The sequence below is a fragment of the Nitrosopumilus ureiphilus genome (assembly GCF_013407185.1).
Taxonomy (GTDB): domain Archaea; phylum Thermoproteota; class Nitrososphaeria; order Nitrososphaerales; family Nitrosopumilaceae; genus Nitrosopumilus; species Nitrosopumilus ureiphilus.
In genome coordinates this window covers 1,291,053-1,308,202 of record NZ_CP026995.1, presented here as the reverse complement: position 1 = coordinate 1,308,202, position 17,150 = coordinate 1,291,053, and the positions used below count along the sequence as shown (strand labels likewise).

At 33.5% G+C, this 17,150-nt stretch carries 22 protein-coding genes; 16 read left to right on the top strand and 6 right to left on the bottom strand.

The annotated features are described in order from the left end of the window. Positions 1–11: 11 nt before the first annotated feature. On the bottom strand, positions 12–932 hold the full coding sequence (locus tag C5F50_RS07815; protein ID WP_179370816.1) for a transcription initiation factor IIB: 921 nt from the start codon (positions 930–932) through the stop codon (positions 12–14). A gap of 273 nt (positions 933–1,205) precedes the next feature. Here C5F50_RS07815 and C5F50_RS07810 point away from each other — a divergent pair, with 273 nt between their 5' ends. The 3 genes from C5F50_RS07810 to C5F50_RS07800 all read left to right on the top strand — a co-directional run bounded on the left by C5F50_RS07810 (position 1,206) and on the right by C5F50_RS07800 (position 3,579). Then, a complete protein-coding gene (locus tag C5F50_RS07810) occupies positions 1,206–2,126 on the top strand; it encodes an EF-Tu/IF-2/RF-3 family GTPase (protein WP_179370815.1) in 921 nt (306 codons plus the stop codon). Between the two features lie 34 nt (positions 2,127–2,160). Next, complete coding sequence (locus C5F50_RS07805) at positions 2,161–2,691, top strand: nicotinamide-nucleotide adenylyltransferase (protein WP_179370814.1); 531 nt, start codon at positions 2,161–2,163, stop codon at positions 2,689–2,691. A 468-nt stretch (positions 2,692–3,159) separates the two neighbouring features. Continuing rightward, a complete protein-coding gene (locus tag C5F50_RS07800) occupies positions 3,160–3,579 on the top strand; it encodes a hypothetical protein (RefSeq protein ID WP_179370813.1) in 420 nt (139 codons plus the stop codon). Here C5F50_RS07800 and C5F50_RS13270 read toward each other — a convergent pair whose 3' ends face one another. Next, positions 3,580–3,705 carry a hypothetical protein gene (locus tag C5F50_RS13270; protein WP_280924443.1) on the bottom strand — a complete coding sequence of 42 codons (126 nt, stop codon included), beginning with the start codon at positions 3,703–3,705 and terminating at the stop codon, positions 3,580–3,582. Positions 3,706–3,942: 237 nt separating this feature from the next. Here C5F50_RS13270 and ilvC point away from each other — a divergent pair, with 237 nt between their 5' ends. Next, positions 3,943–4,956 (top strand): ketol-acid reductoisomerase, encoded by a 1,014-nt coding sequence (gene ilvC, locus C5F50_RS07795; RefSeq protein WP_280924486.1) that lies wholly within the window; start codon positions 3,943–3,945, stop codon positions 4,954–4,956. Between the two features lie 9 nt (positions 4,957–4,965). On the opposite strand, the gene C5F50_RS07790 is transcribed toward ilvC, so the two are convergent. Continuing rightward, positions 4,966–5,388, bottom strand: a complete 423-nt coding sequence (locus tag C5F50_RS07790) for a cobalamin B12-binding domain-containing protein (protein WP_179370812.1) — start codon at positions 5,386–5,388, stop codon at positions 4,966–4,968. A gap of 128 nt (positions 5,389–5,516) precedes the next feature. Here C5F50_RS07790 and C5F50_RS07785 point away from each other — a divergent pair, with 128 nt between their 5' ends. The 5 genes from C5F50_RS07785 to C5F50_RS07765 all read left to right on the top strand — a co-directional run bounded on the left by C5F50_RS07785 (position 5,517) and on the right by C5F50_RS07765 (position 7,762). Further along, the gene (locus C5F50_RS07785) at positions 5,517–5,780 is read left to right on the top strand and encodes a hypothetical protein (protein WP_179372961.1); all 264 of its coding nucleotides are present in this window, start codon (positions 5,517–5,519) and stop codon (positions 5,778–5,780) included. Positions 5,781–5,856: 76 nt separating this feature from the next. Next, entirely contained in the window at positions 5,857–5,985 is a 129-nt protein-coding gene (locus tag C5F50_RS13265; RefSeq protein ID WP_082052029.1) for a CxxC-x17-CxxC domain-containing protein, read from the top strand. A gap of 140 nt (positions 5,986–6,125) precedes the next feature. Next, on the top strand, positions 6,126–6,410 hold the full coding sequence (locus C5F50_RS07775; protein WP_179370811.1) for an AlbA family DNA/RNA-binding protein: 285 nt from the start codon (positions 6,126–6,128) through the stop codon (positions 6,408–6,410). Between the two features lie 11 nt (positions 6,411–6,421). After that, a complete protein-coding gene (locus C5F50_RS07770) occupies positions 6,422–7,342 on the top strand; it encodes a transcription initiation factor IIB (protein ID WP_179370810.1) in 921 nt (306 codons plus the stop codon). Between the two features lie 90 nt (positions 7,343–7,432). Continuing rightward, positions 7,433–7,762, top strand: coding sequence for a winged helix-turn-helix domain-containing protein (locus C5F50_RS07765; RefSeq protein WP_179370809.1), 330 nt, complete (start codon positions 7,433–7,435; stop codon positions 7,760–7,762). Between the two features lie 15 nt (positions 7,763–7,777). On the opposite strand, the gene C5F50_RS07760 is transcribed toward C5F50_RS07765, so the two are convergent. Beyond that, positions 7,778–8,365, bottom strand: coding sequence for a hypothetical protein (locus tag C5F50_RS07760; protein ID WP_246282002.1), 588 nt, complete (start codon positions 8,363–8,365; stop codon positions 7,778–7,780). Between the two features lie 184 nt (positions 8,366–8,549). Here C5F50_RS07760 and C5F50_RS13260 point away from each other — a divergent pair, with 184 nt between their 5' ends. Genes C5F50_RS13260 through C5F50_RS07750 form a run of 3 tightly spaced genes read left to right on the top strand, consistent with a single transcriptional unit; the run spans position 8,550 to position 11,636 of the window. Next, positions 8,550–8,678: a hypothetical protein gene (locus C5F50_RS13260; protein WP_280924442.1), complete on the top strand. Its 129-nt coding sequence runs from the start codon at positions 8,550–8,552 to the stop codon at positions 8,676–8,678. A 56-nt stretch (positions 8,679–8,734) separates the two neighbouring features. Next, positions 8,735–11,236, top strand: a complete 2,502-nt coding sequence (locus C5F50_RS07755; RefSeq protein ID WP_179370808.1) for a M1 family metallopeptidase — start codon at positions 8,735–8,737, stop codon at positions 11,234–11,236. Further along, positions 11,229–11,636, top strand: a complete 408-nt coding sequence (locus C5F50_RS07750; RefSeq protein WP_179370807.1) for a hypothetical protein — start codon at positions 11,229–11,231, stop codon at positions 11,634–11,636. The genes C5F50_RS07755 and C5F50_RS07750 overlap by 8 nt, the downstream gene beginning before the upstream one ends. 17 nt (positions 11,637–11,653) lie before the next feature. Here the strand turns inward: C5F50_RS07750 and C5F50_RS07745 are convergent, their stop codons facing one another. Beyond that, the gene (locus tag C5F50_RS07745) at positions 11,654–12,025 is read right to left on the bottom strand and encodes a hypothetical protein (protein ID WP_179370806.1); all 372 of its coding nucleotides are present in this window, start codon (positions 12,023–12,025) and stop codon (positions 11,654–11,656) included. Positions 12,026–12,145: 120 nt separating this feature from the next. Here C5F50_RS07745 and C5F50_RS07740 point away from each other — a divergent pair, with 120 nt between their 5' ends. The 4 genes from C5F50_RS07740 to C5F50_RS07725 all read left to right on the top strand — a co-directional run bounded on the left by C5F50_RS07740 (position 12,146) and on the right by C5F50_RS07725 (position 15,672). Beyond that, positions 12,146–12,478, top strand: a complete 333-nt coding sequence (locus C5F50_RS07740) for a hypothetical protein (RefSeq protein WP_179370805.1) — start codon at positions 12,146–12,148, stop codon at positions 12,476–12,478. A gap of 58 nt (positions 12,479–12,536) precedes the next feature. Further along, entirely contained in the window at positions 12,537–12,917 is a 381-nt protein-coding gene (locus C5F50_RS07735; RefSeq protein ID WP_179370804.1) for a hypothetical protein, read from the top strand. Positions 12,918–13,148: 231 nt separating this feature from the next. After that, positions 13,149–14,066 (top strand): methylmalonyl Co-A mutase-associated GTPase MeaB, encoded by a 918-nt coding sequence (gene meaB, locus C5F50_RS07730; protein ID WP_179370803.1) that lies wholly within the window; start codon positions 13,149–13,151, stop codon positions 14,064–14,066. A 4-nt stretch (positions 14,067–14,070) separates the two neighbouring features. Beyond that, on the top strand, positions 14,071–15,672 hold the full coding sequence (locus tag C5F50_RS07725) for an acyl-CoA mutase large subunit family protein (RefSeq protein ID WP_179370802.1): 1,602 nt from the start codon (positions 14,071–14,073) through the stop codon (positions 15,670–15,672). Positions 15,673–15,711: 39 nt separating this feature from the next. On the opposite strand, the gene C5F50_RS07720 is transcribed toward C5F50_RS07725, so the two are convergent. Then, the gene (locus tag C5F50_RS07720) at positions 15,712–16,530 is read right to left on the bottom strand and encodes a class I SAM-dependent methyltransferase (RefSeq protein ID WP_179370801.1); all 819 of its coding nucleotides are present in this window, start codon (positions 16,528–16,530) and stop codon (positions 15,712–15,714) included. Between the last annotated feature and the right edge of the window lie 620 nt (positions 16,531–17,150).

Here is a 17,150-nt window from a genome sequence, read left to right as displayed (position 1 = left end):
TTATTTCTTGACTATATCTCCGTATCTTGGTCTAATCTGAGGCCTTTGTATCTATTTCTAATGGTCACTTCTGTCACATTTGAGGCTTCTGCAATGTCTCTTTGTGTTCTATCCTCCCCATTTTTTACACATGAGAGGTACAATGCGGCAGCTGCTAACCCCATAGGATCTTTTCCTGCAGATTCCTCATGCTCTTGAGCAATTTGAAGAACTTTGGCAGCATAGCGTTTTGTTTTCTCAGAAATATCCAGTTTGCTTGAAATTCTTGCAATACACTGAATCGGATTGACTACTGGCATTTTTAGCTCTAATTCTTGATGTAAAATTCGATAACATCGTGAAATGTCTTTTTTCTTTATGTTTCCGGCATCTGCAACATCTTTTAGAGTTCTAGGAGTTTCAGTATCTCTGCATGCCGCATAGAGTGCCGCAGCAATTAGTGCCGAAATGGAGCGACCTCTTACTAGACCTTTCTCCAATGCTTTTCTGTAAATGTATGATGCTTTTTCAATTACAGAATCTGAAAGTGATAATTTGTCTTTTAGTGTTGATAACTGACTTAGTGCTTGTCGGAGATTTTTATCTGATGATGCATTTACTTTGCTCCTGCTATCCCAAGTTCTGAGTCTCTCAATTGTGCTTTTCATAGATGCAGAAAGTGGTTTTCCAGACGCATCTTTATTCATAGGGCTGATAATTGTAGCAAGTCCTCTATCGTGCATAGCAAGTGATGTTGGAGCACCAGTTCTTGTAGGATCTGTACCGCCATCTTTTGAAAATGATCTCCACTCAGGCCCTGAATCTTGTAATGTCTCAGAAATCACAAAACCGCATTTGGAACAAAATCTTTCACCTGTGACATTGTCTGTCAACATGGATTTTTGTCCACAACGTCTGCAGACACTATCTGCATTGATAATTTCTAAAACCAAAAATATGACCACTATTGATTACTTTGTTTCCTATAATAACCATTTATTTTGTGAATTTATTCCAAAATACCTGTTTTTTGATTTTTTAGGCACTATATTCTGTGAAAATAAAATGCTTTTCTCACAATAGTAAAGCACCCAGCGCTTGGGCAAGAATTGCTATAATTCCAAATATTACAATCTTAATTCCTAATTTCATATTTTGTGTGAACTGCTCATATCGTATAAGCATTACAATAACCTACATTAACCCAAATTTTTTATTCAAAACTAATGGTATTATCTGTAAACTTTGTTGTTTTAGGCAAGCAAGATATTGCATCTGGATTTGGGAAAAAAGGAACCGTAACTGATCTTTCACTTTATGACCGAAAAGAGTCTGATGTAATTAAAACTTGGGTTACTCCAAGTGGATTTCCAGAAAAAATTCAGCCACTATTTCAAGCAATCAATTTGGCAGAATATGTCATACTTTTAGTGGATAAATTAGATAAATTTACTGGGGAGCAAATCATTGCATTGGACTCCCTAAAAAAAGAAAAAGGTATTCTATCGCATACGTTTGATGTTGATGAATCAAAGTTAGATGCAATGATCAAAGGTACTGTTGTAGAAAATTATACAAAAGTTGAACATGATAAAATTAAAGAAGAAATGGATAAACTAGAGCCTTTGTCAAATGATGATCCTTCTGAGATGGTAATTGATCATTGTTTTGATGTAAAGGGCGTTGGAACTGTAATTTTGGGTAAAGTAACACATGGGAAAATAAAACAATATGATAACTTGAAACTGTACCCTGCAGGAATTGATGTGCTGATAAAATCAATACAAATGCACGATGATCCTGTTGAAGAATCTGTTTGTCCTGCAAGAGTTGGACTTGCAGTAAAGGGTGCAAAGCCTGATGATGTAGGACGAGGTGATGTAATTTCTAAAGAAGGCGTCGTCGATGTAAAAACAGAGATTGAACTTGATTTTCAAAAAAGCCCCTTTTACAAAAACGAAATTGCAGAAAATCAGGGTTGTTTGGTTAATGTTGGACTGCAAATAAAGGCTGCAAAATTCACATCCATCTCTCCTCTGAAACTAACATTTGAAAAACCAATTGTATGCAAAAAAGGTCAAATTGCTGTAATTCTAAAACCAGAGTCTTCCACAATTAGAATTCTTGGAAGCGGTCCAATTCAATAGACTAATTTAATTAAATCAAAATTAATCATTAATTATGCGAGGATTGATGATGGGAAGGTTTCAGCCTTTTCATTTAGGACATTTGGATTTGGCAAAACAAATTCTCAATGAGTGTGATGAGGTAATTATTGCAATTACTAGTTCTCAGTTTAATTATTTGAAAAAAGATCCTTTTACAGCAGGTGAACGAATCGAAATGATTCATAATTCTCTAAAGGAATCCTCACTTGATCTTACACGATGTTTTGTCATATCTATAGAAAACCAATTCAATGTTGCTACATGGGCATCATATCTAAAATCTGCATTACCAAATTTTGCTAAAGTGTATAGCGGGAACACTTATGTTTCAATGTTATTAGGAGATTCTGGCATTGATGTTGTTACTCCTGTGTTTTTAGACAGAACTCAATTCAATGCAACTAAAATCCGCTCAATGATTGTCTCTGATGAAAACTGGAAGGACTGTGTTCCCAATGCCGTTTATGAATTGCTGACAAAAATTAATGCAAAAAATAGGCTTGCAGTAATTTCTAAATCCGATACAAATCCTACTGAGCACTAATGAAATCTATCCGAGCTTGCCCTGTTTGTCCTAAATGCGGTTCTAAGAGATTTGTCAGGCTTGCCGGCAAAAAAGTCACTGTAAAATGCCGTTCTTGTAATAAAATAATTGAAATCTAAATTTCATAGTTAATATTTGCTGAAACTGCCAAAATATAGTTTTATAACAATCTACGAAAAGTTATCCTATGAATCCTAGATTATTGCAAGCAACAACTAGGCGAAGTTTTGAAGATAAAATAGCAAAGAAGAAGGAAGGATAGTTATCATTTTAGAGGGATACTGATAAAACCAAGAAAAAAATTCTAAATTAAAAGAAAGATTTAGAGGAAAAGATAATCTACAATAAAATTCCTAGTGTTTCAAACCTATACTAATTTAATTTTTGATCAAAATTATCCATCATCTTGATCTTTTCACAATTAATAACGCATAAAGTTTAACTTAATCCATTAATCATAATTTTTGCATGTCTGATATGTTCACTGGAAATGTAATTGAAAACATTGTAGCATTGAATAAATTAATAGTTGAACAAAGGGGTGAATCTTTTGGGTTAGATGATATTGAAGTATTTTATGGTACATTTAGACATGTTAACGAGTTTAATCCAATTCCTGATCCTCGTATTCGTATAATAAAAAAAGCATCTATCTTGCTATCAGGTTTAGTATGGGGTCAATCTTTCAAAAATGGTAATAAAGCAACCGCTACAGCAGTTACTAAATATTTTTTACAGAAAAATGGATTTGATTTAAAGTTTGCAAACAAGAGGGAAAAACAAGAATATTTCAAACTATTAGAAGATACTACATACAAACCTGAAGGTGATCCTTCGATTTATCCTGACATTGAAACTTATCTAATGAAAAAGGTTGTTAAAAAATAATCACTCAAATTTTTCTTTGGCAAAAGCCTCGTAGAGATCTTTGTCTTGATCGATTATCTCTTGGATTTCCTCTAAAAATTGAATTCTGTTTTCTGACATTTCTACCTGTCGGGTAGTTTCAACCATAACAATCCAAATTCATAATTTCGTTATTTAAGACTAGCTATTGTTTTCTAAACATGATTTGAAAGTGTAATATTTTCATTTTACGCCTATTGAGATATTGAACATTACTCAAGAGTTAGTACTAGCGCGTACTCTCGAATCAAAATATCCACATAATTTGTAATTCGAAGAAAAATCGGTAATTGTTATAATTTTGATATAATAATACTATGATTTGATTTAGTTAATATTTGCAGCATTCTTGAAAAAATCATGGCAAAAACATGGAAGGATAACGATATCAGCCTTGATCCTATTAAAGATCAAACAGTATCTGTAATCGGTTATGGAATCCAAGGTGACGCACAGGCTAACAACATGAAAGACTCTGGTCTGAATGTAATAATTGGTCTCAAAGAAGGTGGTAATAGCTGGAAAAAGGCAGAAGCTGATGGTCACAAAGTAATGTCTGTTGCAGATGCAACAAAACAAGGAGACATTATACACATTTTGATTCCTGACATGATTCAAGGTCAAGTATACAAGGATGAAATCGGACCGAATCTTTCTGAAGGAAAAGCATTGTCATTTTCTCATGCAGCTGCAATCTATTGGAAATGGATTGAAGCTCCAAGTAATGTTGACCTGATTATGGTGGCCCCAAAAGGACCAGGTTCTAAAGTTAGAGAAACATATCTTGACAATTTTGGAACTCCTGCAATTGTTGCAGTTGAACAAGATTTTACAGGAAAATCTTGGGATAGAACATTGGGAATTGCAAAAGCAATCGGAAGTGCAAGAGCTGGATTGATCAAAACTACTTTCAAAGAAGAAGTAGAAACTGATTGGTTTGGTGAACAAGCAGACCTTTGTGGTGGTGCAGCTTCTATGGTGACAAATGCATTTGAGACTCTTGTTGAAGCAGGATATCAACCTGAAATTGCATATTTTGAAGTTTTACATGAGCTCAAACTCATCGTAGATATGATTCAGAGATATGGAATTAATGGTATGTGGAGACGTGTAAGTGAAACCGCAAGATATGGTGGTCTAACACGTGGGCCAATGGTGATGGATTCTGCAAATAAAGAAAACATGAAAAAAGTTCTTACCATGATTCAAGATGGTACGTTCAACAGCGAGTGGATTTCTGAATATCAGAAAAACGGCAAAGATGCATTTGACAAATACATGAAACAATATGACGAACACCAAATTGAAAAAGTTGGTAAAGACATGCGTAAAATGATGTGGCCTGATTCCACAGAATAATCTTTTTTCTTATATTTTTCTTAATTTGGATACACCAGTTGTAATGTGGCTGATAATTGTTGGCAATGGTGTGCCTGGACCAAACACATGATCTACTCCAGATTTAATCAAATCTTTGTGGTCTATGTCTGGAATTACTCCTCCACCAACGATGAGGACATCATTGATGCCTTTCTTTTTTAATGCCTTTACTACTCTTGGAAAAAGAGTTCCATGTGCACCATTTAGCAAACTCATTGCAACAGCATCTACATCTTCATCTTCTGCAATCTGTGCAATTCTTTCTGGGGTTGCAAAAAGACCTGAATAGATTACTTCCATGCCTGCATCCCTGAACGCTCTGCAAAGTACTAGTGCTCCTCTATCATGACCGTCAAGACCTAACTTGGCAACCAAGATTTTGATACTTCGTGATGCGGTCTTTTGCTTCATAATTAATTCTATGTTTTGTGTGTTTTAAAGGGTTTATTTGATTTTCGTCAATCTGTTTTTTAGGTGCTATGCTCTAATCTCTTCAAATATATTGATTCAAAAATTAGGCTATGTCAGAAATAATAGGTATGACCGAAGACATATGTGATTTTTGTAAAGGAATTGGCGCCTCTGGTCCAAATACTTGTGTGTACTGTAATGGGACGGGAGAATGGAATAATGCCGCTCAAGCATATGTGAAAAATCATATTTGTCAGTGCATTGTACTTGATAGAAAATTCTGTCCTGTTTGTAACAAAGCATGTCATCATGATACAACACTGAATCCTAAGCAAAAAATTGATCCAGGCTATGGTGGAATGCCTAGTCCTGAAATTACTGTTATTGCATAAATTCTAACAATTTCAATATTTTGTGATTTTTTCTAAATTACCTACCGTTCTTATAGTTGAGAAATTCAAGTTAATTATGTCCGAAGATAGAAAAATGTACAAATGTACATGTTCTGACTGCGGCAAAGAATCTGAAGTTCCTTTTGAACCAAAAGCGGACAGACCAGTCTATTGCCGAGAATGTTTACCAAAACATCGTAATTGATGAATTTAGACTAGTTTCGTTTAATTAATTTTGAACTAAATTATTTCCAAGTAATCAAAAATCTTTTTTTCTTTTTTTTGAGAGAATTTGCGACTAGTTGCATATACTCAGTTTAAATTATGCGCCAATACGAATGCAATATGTCAAACAATTCTAAAGATACGATTTTCATTGGAAAAAAACCATTGATGACCTATGTCACATCAGCAATCATCCAACTAGCTACTATGCCAATAGTCACAATTAAAGCCAGAGGGATGACTATTGCACACGCAGTGGATGTAGCTCAAATAGTGTTGCAGAAAACAAAACCTGCATTTGTTATTGGCGATGTTAAAATTGGCTCAGAATCACTAGTATCTCAAGATGGCAGAAACAGAGACGTTTCATCAATTGAGATTTCCCTAAAAAGGGCAGAAGCATAAGGTTATCCTACATGGTTACGACAAATCAAAATTCTCTTTGTTTGCGTTGCGGAAAAAATTCTTTACTTACTGATGATACAACTGGAGAAAGATTTTGTGGTAAATGCGGTTTTGTGATTTCTGAGACATTACAAGATTCAGGGCCTGAGTGGAGATCATTTTCAAAAGAGGGCGGCACAGATCCTGCTAGAACTGGTGCTCCATCATCGCTGATGATTCATGATATGGGGTTATCCACTGTGATCAATCCAATAAACAAGGATGCGTCTGGAAAACCACTTTCTACATCTATGAAAAGTACAATTGAGAGACTCAGAACTTGGGATAGTAGGAGCCAAGTTCATGAGCCAATTGATAGAAATCTCCGACAAGCACTAAGTGATTTAAATAAATTAAAAGACAAGGTTGCAATTCCTGCAAATGTTCTTGAAAAAGCATCATACATTTACAGAAAAGCATTGGAGAAAAAACTAGTACGTGGAAGATCAATTGCTGCAATGATTGCAGCATCACTATATGCTGCATGCAGAGATACTGAAACTCCTAGAACTCTAAAAGATATTGCAGATGCTGCAAATGTAAAGCGAAAAGATATCGCAAGATGCTATAGATTACTCCATCATGAATTGGAATTAAAAATGCCTGTTGTAGATTCAATTCAGTGTATTGCAAGAATTTCAAGCAAACTGGATATTTCTGAGAAAACAAAACGTTATGCAGTTAAGGTGCTTAAAGATGCACAAGAGCGAAAGGAATCAGCAGGAAAAGATCCTATGGGACTTGCAGCAACTGCATTATACCTGTCATGTGTTCATAACGGAGTCGCAATCACTCAACGAGACCTTGCAGAAGCTGCAGGCGTCACAGAGGTTACAATCAGAAATCGATACAAGGGATTAAAAGCAGATCAAACTACAAAATCTGAACTTTAATTTATTATTCTCATATTTCCATAAAGTTTGTCTTGCACTGCACAGAACTGTCTACTCACTAATTATATCTAAAAATTACCTAAAGACAATATGCAAATCTTGAACCAATTAAAAATTGAAGAGCCAGAAAGAAAAGAAGTTTTTCTTGAAATCCTTTCTGACAAGTATTGTAGATTTATTCTCGAATCAATAATGGGTGCTCCAAAATCTGCAATTGAGATATCTCGTGAAAAAGATATTCCGCTGAGTACTGTGTATAGACGAATTCAACAACTTCATGACTCTCACATGATTCGCACTTCTGGAATAATCACTGATGAAGGTAAACGACTCTTTTTGTATAAGAGCAAAATTAAAGAAGTCAATACCCAATTCTGTGATGGAAAACTTGCTGTTGATGTGGTTTTTAACAAAAATTAATCTTTTTCTAATTTTTTAATAATCATGTTCACTAAAATCTTCACCTAATACAATTGATGCGACAACAGTTGATTCAGTTGTTTGAGATTTCATTTTTGTATCAGGTAAGAATTCATGGAATATTTCTTGCAGTAATTGTTCTGTAAAAATTGACCAATTACTTCCAAGCTCATGTTGAATAACAAAATGATGTATTGTTCCTTCTACTCTGTGATCTGATTTCATTCCTGATGCTCGCATATAATCTTCTAATGTCTCAATACATCTTTTCAAATCATACTCTCCTTTGATAAATAACACTGTGTCTTTAATTATTGGCTTTATCACATTGATGATTTCATTGATGTCTTGTGAATTCATTTCCACTCCGAAGATATCTAGAATTTTTTTTGGTACTGGAATGATGCCTATTTTTTCTGTATATCTGTCCCATCGAATGTATTTTTCTAAAATTTGTCTTGCCATAACATTGTGTGATATGTTGTGATTACTAGCTTCGGTCTCTATTTCTTCAACTAATTTTACTGGTAAACGATAAGTCACACTGCGTGTTTTTTCTTTTTTTGGTGGATGCTGCTGTGATTTTATTGTTTTTGAATCCAATTAACAAAATCAAAGTTAGATATCATATAAGTTGGATCTATTACTCTTAGAGCATTTGTTCTCAGAAATGATAATTGTGGATTATTTTATAGTCTGATTCTACTCTTAAAACCCTAATGGAAATAGTGCAAAAGCATTAGTGAATTGAGAAATGGGCCAATACTGTGAAAACTGTGGAAAATTCATGAAAATTTCAGAGCTAACTCATTGCTCAGATGAATGTCTGCTTTTGGGCATTCGTGATAGTGTTTCACTATCTGAAAATGAATTCAATGCAGTTTCCTGGGATGAGAGATCTGATCCATGGACATGATCTCTGAAAATCGAAGATGGAAAATCTACTTAAAGCCTAAGTAAAGTATCTCAGTCGTGGACGTTATTCCAATTAACTATGCATTAACTTTTGAGCCTGATCTTAAAAAATTCACATTTTCTGGAACTGAATCAATTACTGTTAATTGTAAAAAGTCGACAAGTACAATTTCCATGAATTGTGCTGAGATAAGAATTACATCGTGCAATGTAAAATTTAGAGGAAATCTTATCAAATCAACTCCAGTATTAAATGAGAAAAAAGAAGAATTACAAATCAAATTAGGTGAAAAAATCAAAGGTAAAGTTGTCATCAACATTGAATTTCAAGGAATTTTAAATGATAGACTTCTTGGATTTTATAGAAGCCAGTACCAACAAAGTGGCAAAACAAAATATCTTGCTACAACACAATTTGAAGCAGCAGACGCTAGACGTGCATTTCCGTGCTGGGATGAACCTGAAGCAAAGGCCACATTTGAAATTTCAATAATTGCCGACAATAAATTTTCAGCAATATCTAACATGCCCGTTAAATCAAAGAAAAAAATTGGCAGTAAAACAATTTACAATTTTGGAAAGACACCGATTGTTTCAACATATTTGATCTATCTTGGTGTTGGGGAATTTGAGTATCTTACAGGTAAAATTGGCAAGACTCAGATTAGAGTTGTCACAACAAAGGGAAACAAATCAAAAGGGAAATTTTCCTTAAAACTAGGAAAAAAACTTCTAATATCTTATGAAAAATATTTTGGAATAAAATATCCTTTACCTAAACTTGATTTAATTGCCGTACCTGACTTTGCAGCAGGCGCAATGGAAAACTGGGGTGCAATTACATTCAGAGAGACAATCCTGCTTTATGATCCTAAAACATCTTCAACTAGAACAAAACAATTCATTGCAGAAGTAATCTCACATGAGATTGCTCATCAATGGTTTGGAAATTTAGTTACTATGAAATGGTGGAATGATTTGTGGCTAAATGAAAGCTTTGCAACATTTATGGCTACAAAGTTTGTAGACAAATTTTATCCTGAATGGGATTTGTGGGATCAATTCATTGAGGATGCAATGAATGTTGCAATGGGTCTTGATTCACTAAAAACAACACATCCAATTGATGTTACAGTAAACTCTCCTGCTGAAATTCGAGAAATCTTTGATGCGATTTCTTATGATAAAGGCGGCTGTATTCTGCGAATGCTTGAGTATTATGTTGGGGAACCAAATTTCCAAAAAGGTCTCAAAAAATATCTGTCTGATTTCAAATACAAAAACGCTGAAGGACAAGATTTGTGGAATGCAATTGGAAAAGCATCTGGAATGCCTGTTTCTTCAATGGTTAATACGTGGCTAAAACAGCCTGGATTTCCATTAATTGAAGTTAATCAAGATGGAAATATACTCAAACTAAAACAGAAAAGATGCTTGCTTGAATCTGATAAAAAATTCAGCAAGGGCTTGTGGTCTATTCCGTTATCTTTAGGATTAGATGATGAAATTTCTAAAAAACTCTTTACAAAAAAATCAATGTCTATAAAATTGCCTAAAAATACAGTGGGCTTTGTTGCTAACTATGGACGAAAAGGTTTCTATCGTGTAAAATACGATGAAGGAATTCTTCTTGATTTGAAAATGTTAGTAGATGAAAAGCGCATACCTGCAATTGATAGATGGGCAATTCAAAATGATTTGTTCTCCCTTTGTGTTTCAGGTGATGAACAAGTCCGAAATTATCTGGACTTTTCTGATGCTTACTTTGATGAAGATAGTTATCTTGCATCAGTCAACGTTGCACACAATCTGACTTCTTTGTATTTCAGAGCATTTGATGAAAAATTCGCAGAAGAGATTAGAAGTTATGCTGTAAACTATTTTAGAAAAATTTTATTTAATTTAGGATGGGAACCAAAAAAATCAGACAAACACACTGATGTGCTCTTACGTTCTTTTGTAATTTCTGCATTGGGAAAAATGAATGATGATGAGGTTACAGATGACGCTCTTAGGAGATACAAAAAATTCCTAAAATCTCCTGGTTCTATCTCCCCTGATTTAGTAGAACCAATTTGCTCTATTGCTGCATGGAATGGAAATTCAAAAACTCATGTAGAATTAACAAAACTATACAAGAATGCAAAAACCATGGAAGAAAAACTTCGATTCCTTGGTGCCATGTGTGGATTCAAAGACAAAAAACTCTTACTCAGATCACTTGACTTTTCTCAAACTCCAAGTGTTCGTTCACAAAATATGCAATTACCAATTATGAAAGTTGCCGCAAATCCATACGGTGATAAGGTTCTGTGGCCCTGGTTGAAGAAAAATTGGAAAAAATTAAACAAAAAAGTGGGACATGGAAATCCTTTGTTTAATAGAATTGTGGCCAGTATCTCTTCTGTGGCAGATGACTCTATGGAAAAAGAAATCAAAGCATTCTTCACAAAAAATCCTACGCCTGGAACTGAGAGGACTCAAACACAAACACTGGAAAGAATTAGAATCAACTCGAAACTCCTTAGACGAATGAGACAAGAATTCAAAGATGGCTAGAAAACTTGCCCCTCCAATTTTTCTTGGAATCTTTACGATTTTAGCAATAGTTTTCCTGATTGGTGGTGGAACAGACGACAAAGATGAACTACGTCAAACATTTCAGGTGGATGCAGTATACTATGATACTGGACATGTGGAGATTTCCTACTATGATAAATCTGAAAAAACAAATTCTGTTGTAATGGAAATTCTTGGAATGGAGCAATCTTTTCAAAAAACGTTTTCTGATTCTCAATTTATTGAAATTGTACCATTTCCAAATATGCCAAAATATGGATGGGCAATTCATCCAATTGTATTGGAAATTGATCATGAAGAATTGGGACATGTACAACTAAAAACTGAGATTCATTTTCTTGATGACCCTGCACCTCCTGTAATCTATTCTAGACCTTAGATCAGAGACAAGATTTTCTACTCAAATACTATGCCTTTCTCAATATTTGGGTCTGATGACTCATAGCTTACTATGTTGTTCTTTATTGGCATGAGTAAACTTGACAATATTATCCCTACTAAAAAAATGATATTTGATGTAGTGTCAAGATCATTTAATGCAATTATTGAAGAAAAAATTATGATTATGAAAGAAAGTCCAAAGTTTTTAAAATTAATGTGTTTATGTCTATTGTAGATCTTATATTTTTGAATTAATATCGCACTTACTGTGTCTCTAATATCTCCTTTTTTGTATTTGTGGATTTTATGACCATTCTCACATGTTATCTCTTCTGTAAATTCTAAAAACTCTATTTTTTCTCCACATGATTTACATGGATCATTCATCGATTCTTTTGCTTATCATGTTCTAATATTATATCTAGGTAATTGTGATATTGCCAATTGACTTGGATTGTAATTAATTCCAACTCTGATTTTTTATACTGCTGTTAACTGGTATCTATTGTGAAATTAAGGGCGGTCCAAGATAATTTTGTAGATGTGTTTGATAAATTATCTGATGGCCCAATTAAGACTGCTATAAATCAAGCAATTGCTGACCTAAAACAAGACAAAATAATTGGTGAACATGTTAAGAAAAAACAGATTCCAAAATATTATGTCACAAAACACAATATTTCGATTCTTTACAGATATGCTCTTCCAAACAGATGGCGATTAATCTATTCTATTATTGAATTTGAGGTAAAGGGTGAACTTAGTATTTTGTTACTTGAATTGATGAATCATGATTCATACAACAAACGATTTGGTTATTACAAGAAAAAATCTGCGTAATTGCTAGTACATATAAGTCCAGTACGTATAAGTTATATACTTTGTAGTATATGGTAGAATGATGTCTGTAGAGACAAAATCAGGTAAAATTACTTTTTCAAAAAACACTACTCCCGAAACAAATTCTGTATCTAAAACAACTGTCAGACATTATACTATTGATGTTAATTTTAAAAAAGACTTGGATGACTATAATCCTACACTAAAAAGTGTTTTAAAAATAGAAGAACTATTCCAAAAACATGGCGAGTTTGATTCTAAAAGTCAGTTATCCCGAGCACTAGGTGGAAGCATGAAGATGCCCGTACTTACTGTTATTCTAAAATATCTGAAATCCCTTGGAAAAATTTTAGATAATGATGATGGTTCCTGGACTTGGATATTTGCCAAAGACAACAAAAAGTTAAGAAAAAGCTGGGATCATGCAGTAGAACTATAATTCCTTGTGATATTATTAGCATGTTTACTATCTTTGACCAATCTTTATTTTTAATATGCAAAGTATACTTTAATTATTAATCAATTCGTACTAGAATTATTGCCTGATTCAAAAATAATTGCGTTGGCAGCATAGATCAGTAATTGACAACAAATACAAAACATGCCTATTATCTGTTAAAAAAATAAATTTACACAAGATTTTATTGCACCTCTGAAATCTATCTGTGTAATGGAATTGCTTGCAGATTTAAAAAAAGGAAAACGTGGGGCCATTGCTAAGGCAATTACCATTATGGAAAATGATCAAAAGGAAGCAAAAAAAATCATAAAGAAAATTTTCAAAGATACTGGCGATTCAATTATTATTGGAATCACAGGTCCTGCCGGTGCTGGAAAAAGTTCCTTGATTAACAAAACATCCGTCGAGATGAAAAAATTAGGCACAAAACCTGCAGTTCTTGCTATTGATCCCACTAGTCACGTCACTGGTGGTGCTATACTTGGTGACAGAGTTAGAATGACTGAATCAACAGATTCTGGAACTTATATCCGAAGTATTGCGTCACGGGGTGCTACAGGTGCGGTTTCTCGTTCATTACGAAATAGTATTAGAATTTTAGAATATGCTGGATTCAATCCAATAATAATTGAAAGTGTTGGTGCAGGACAAACAGAAGTTGAGATTTCTAATATTGCAGATATTACAGTTGTAGTTTTTAATCCAAATACTGGTGATAGTATCCAAACTATCAAAGCTGGCTTAACTGAAATTGGAGATATCTATCTTGTAAACAAAAGTGATCTTGCTGGAACAAATCAATTATTTGATGCAGTAAGGGACTTTATTGGAGATTCAGTGAGAAATCCTACAATCCTTAAAACATCTGTCAAAAAGAATTCTGGAATTGCATTATTTGCAAAGACCCTCAAAGAGATGATGATATCTAAAAAGAAATTCAAGAAGGAAAAAGATCAAAAACGACTTGAAGCCGAACTAAAGGATATTGTTTTAAATAACATCAAAGAAAAGATGGATCATATGCTGGATTCTGATAAATCATTCTCAAAATATCTTAAAAAATTACAAACAAAAAATATCGACCCATTTTATGCAGGAGATAAAATTACAAAATCTTTGTTAAAGTGATAATTTGGCCGCAAAAAAACCAACAAAATCAAAAAGTCCTGAAAAGAAAATTTTCACAGATTCTTCTTTTCCTGTACAACGGATTTATCAAAAATCCCCTAAAAAGAGACCTGTTGAGGATGCAGGAAAATATCCTTTCACAAGAGGTATTCATCCTGAAATGTTCCGTGAACGATTTTGGACTATGAGACAGTATTCTGGATTCGGTGATGCTAAACTTACAAATGAACGATTCAAATTCATGCTTGAAAAAGGACAAACTGGCCTTAGTATGGCTTTTGATCTGCCAACTCAAATTGGTTATGATTCTGATTCTCCTCAAGCTGAAGGTGAAGTGGGAAAAGTCGGCGTATCAATTACATCCATTAAAGATATGATGACAGCATTTGATGGAATTCCTCTTGGGAAAGTTAGTTCTTCAATGACAATTAATTCCACTGCATCAACATTACTAGCATACTACATTGCAGTTGGAGAAGCTCAAGGGTTCAAAAGTCATGAACTTCGTGGAACCACTCAAAATGATATTCTAAAAGAATACATTGCAAGAAATACCTACATTTATCCTCCTCAACCCTCAATGCGATTAATTGGTGATATGATTGGCTATTGTGCAGAAAAAGTCCCTTCATGGTATCCTGTATCAATTTCAGGATATCATATGAGAGAAGCAGGATGTACTGCAACACAAGAAGTTGCATTTACACTGGCAAATGCTATTGCATATATTCAGACTTGTTTGGATAAGGGTTTGAAAATAGATGACTTTGCCCCACGTCTTTCATTCTTCTTTTGTTGTACCATTGAATTCTTTGAGGAGGTTGCAAAGTTTAGGGTCGCAAGAAAAGTTTATGCAAAAATTTTAAAAGAAATGTTCCATGCAAAAAATCCTCGCTCACTGCAGCTTAAGTTCCACACTCAAACTAGTGGTGAATCATTAACTGCACAACAGCCTGATAACAACATCGTTCGAGTTGCCATTCAAACAATGGCAGCTGTTGCAGGTGGTACTCAATCACTTCACACAAACTCTAGAGATGAGGCATTGGCGCTTCCTACTCAAGAGTCTGCAAAAATTGCTCTTAGAACACAACAAATTGTTGCGCATGAAAGTGGAATTACAAAAACAGCAGATCCTTTGGCAGGTTCCTACTATCTTGAAGAATTATGTGACCAAATTGAAGACGGTGTATGGAAATATCTTAAAAAAATACAAAAAATGGGTGGTTCTGTTAAAGCAATTGAGAAAGGATTCTTCCAATCTGAAATCAGAGCTAATGCATATCGTTTAAAGAAAGAAATCGATGATGGTAAACGAGTTATCGTTGGCATGAACAAGTATTCTGAAGAAGAAAAACAACCAGAATTACTTCGTATTGGTGGTGATGTTGAAATTCAACAGAAAAAGGCACTCAAAAAATTACGTGAATCAAGAGACAAAAACAAATGGGAAAAAGCACTTTCTGCAATGAAAAATGCTGCTGATACTGATGAAAATCTGATGCCTTACATAATTACTGCTGCTAAAGCATTTGCTACTACTGGCGAAATTAGTAATACATTCAGAGAAGTATTTGGTGAATATCGCCCAAAAGAGGTCTTTTAATTAGACCTTTCATGAATTTATTTTCAAAACTGTACTGAACTAATTTTTGGATTTTGCAATATAAAAGTCGGCGTAGAAATTACCATCGTCTTCATATTTTTTAGTATTAATTCCCATGTCGTGTAATAGAGAAATAGTCTGTTCTTTTTCTTTAGGATCAGAAAAATTTCTTTGACGTATTGGTTTTATGTCGCTTTTTACAATAGAATAATCATACATTTCAAAAACTTCTTCAATGTCCTCCATATCAAACATTCTAAGAACAGAGAATGCAAAGATTGGAGCGACATACTCTGTTTCAGATTCGATTGAATTAGATTGTCTATTTTTAATTACTTTTAGTAGATTTGAAAATGCGTTGTGTCCAATATAGCCAACACAACCAGTTGCAATCACCACATCTATTTTCGGTAATGATTCTAATAAATTTAATTTTTCAGCTTCAAGATCAACATTTATGCCTCTTTCACACAAATCCATCTCTTCGGAGAATTTTAGAGCCTCTTCTGAAATATCTATTTGATAGAAATTCATGTTGTCATTACTTGTGCATTCCTCGTAGAATTGTTTAGTCTCTTTTTTTGTAGGTTCAGTTCCATTTAAAAAGAAATTACTCAATTCTGACATTGTTAAATTATATTTCATTAATGATGAGTTGATACCGTATGAACTTCCTAAATCTAATACATTAATGGGTCTAGATAACGTCTCTTCAAGTTGTTCTATGATGGAGTTGTACAACGGTTTTGTAGAATCTGATATAGAATATTCCAATCTATCCATTTCCTTTAGATATCTATATGGAGAATCTTGCGTGTAAATACCTGTAAAATCTTTTTTTACTTTTAATTCATTCATCTTGGAGTAATGATACTGCTCCGCTCTTAATAAAACCTGTACAATGATCTAGTCATGAACTAAAATTTTGATTATTTTTTATATTTTAAAATAAAATAAATCCATTAATACTATAAGTTGGTGAGGTCTTTTAATTAGACTCTTTTTTGATTTTGTTTTAATTATAAATTATAATCTGTAGCCAATTCTTTTTCTAAATTTTTAGATGTATGTCTCTAGTATTATATTTGAACTATAATTTAACATGTGAAATATTGACTGTTTCTTTTAACGAGTGACTATTTTAAAGTCATTTTAATCACAAAATAGTTGTTTGAGCATATAAGCGCATTGATAGTTTGGAATCTAAGAAACGATAAAAGAAAATCTAGGAAAGTGATTACTCTATTAGACAGATCATGTATAGTATCGTAATGGTGTGAATTTGCATATCCATTAGGAAGGACTAAATTAACTAAGATACGAAAAAAAGAGTTTAGAATCCTATTAGAATTGTAATTGCAATAATTTCAATTTCAACATAATCCACTATAAAATTATGAATTAACGATAAGTTAAAAGATTTTTAAAATTATACTGTTAAAGAATCAAATATGGTGATTTTGAATTAGTTTAATTAT

Excerpts from the sequence above, each read along its gene's own strand:
- C5F50_RS07810 (WP_179370815.1), top strand. The coding sequence starts at position 1,206 with ATGGTATTATCTGTAAACTTTGTTGTTTTAGGCAAGCAAGATATTGCA.
- C5F50_RS07805 (WP_179370814.1), top strand. The coding sequence starts at position 2,161 with ATGCGAGGATTGATGATGGGAAGGTTTCAGCCTTTTCATTTAGGACAT.
- C5F50_RS07800 (WP_179370813.1), top strand. The coding sequence starts at position 3,160 with ATGTCTGATATGTTCACTGGAAATGTAATTGAAAACATTGTAGCATTG.
- C5F50_RS13270 (WP_280924443.1), bottom strand. The coding sequence starts at position 3,705 with ATGGTTGAAACTACCCGACAGGTAGAAATGTCAGAAAACAGAATTCAA.
- C5F50_RS07790 (WP_179370812.1), bottom strand. The coding sequence starts at position 5,388 with ATGAAGCAAAAGACCGCATCACGAAGTATCAAAATCTTGGTTGCCAAG.
- C5F50_RS07785 (WP_179372961.1), top strand. The coding sequence starts at position 5,517 with ATGACCGAAGACATATGTGATTTTTGTAAAGGAATTGGCGCCTCTGGT.
- C5F50_RS13265 (WP_082052029.1), top strand. The coding sequence starts at position 5,857 with ATGTCCGAAGATAGAAAAATGTACAAATGTACATGTTCTGACTGCGGC.
- C5F50_RS07775 (WP_179370811.1), top strand. The coding sequence starts at position 6,126 with ATGTCAAACAATTCTAAAGATACGATTTTCATTGGAAAAAAACCATTG.
- C5F50_RS07770 (WP_179370810.1), top strand. The coding sequence starts at position 6,422 with ATGGTTACGACAAATCAAAATTCTCTTTGTTTGCGTTGCGGAAAAAAT.
- C5F50_RS07765 (WP_179370809.1), top strand. The coding sequence starts at position 7,433 with ATGCAAATCTTGAACCAATTAAAAATTGAAGAGCCAGAAAGAAAAGAA.
- C5F50_RS13260 (WP_280924442.1), top strand. The coding sequence starts at position 8,550 with ATGAAAATTTCAGAGCTAACTCATTGCTCAGATGAATGTCTGCTTTTG.
- C5F50_RS07750 (WP_179370807.1), top strand. The coding sequence starts at position 11,229 with ATGGCTAGAAAACTTGCCCCTCCAATTTTTCTTGGAATCTTTACGATT.
- C5F50_RS07745 (WP_179370806.1), bottom strand. The coding sequence starts at position 12,025 with ATGAATGATCCATGTAAATCATGTGGAGAAAAAATAGAGTTTTTAGAA.
- C5F50_RS07735 (WP_179370804.1), top strand. The coding sequence starts at position 12,537 with ATGATGTCTGTAGAGACAAAATCAGGTAAAATTACTTTTTCAAAAAAC.
- meaB (WP_179370803.1), top strand. The coding sequence starts at position 13,149 with ATGGAATTGCTTGCAGATTTAAAAAAAGGAAAACGTGGGGCCATTGCT.
- C5F50_RS07720 (WP_179370801.1), bottom strand. The coding sequence starts at position 16,530 with ATGAATGAATTAAAAGTAAAAAAAGATTTTACAGGTATTTACACGCAA.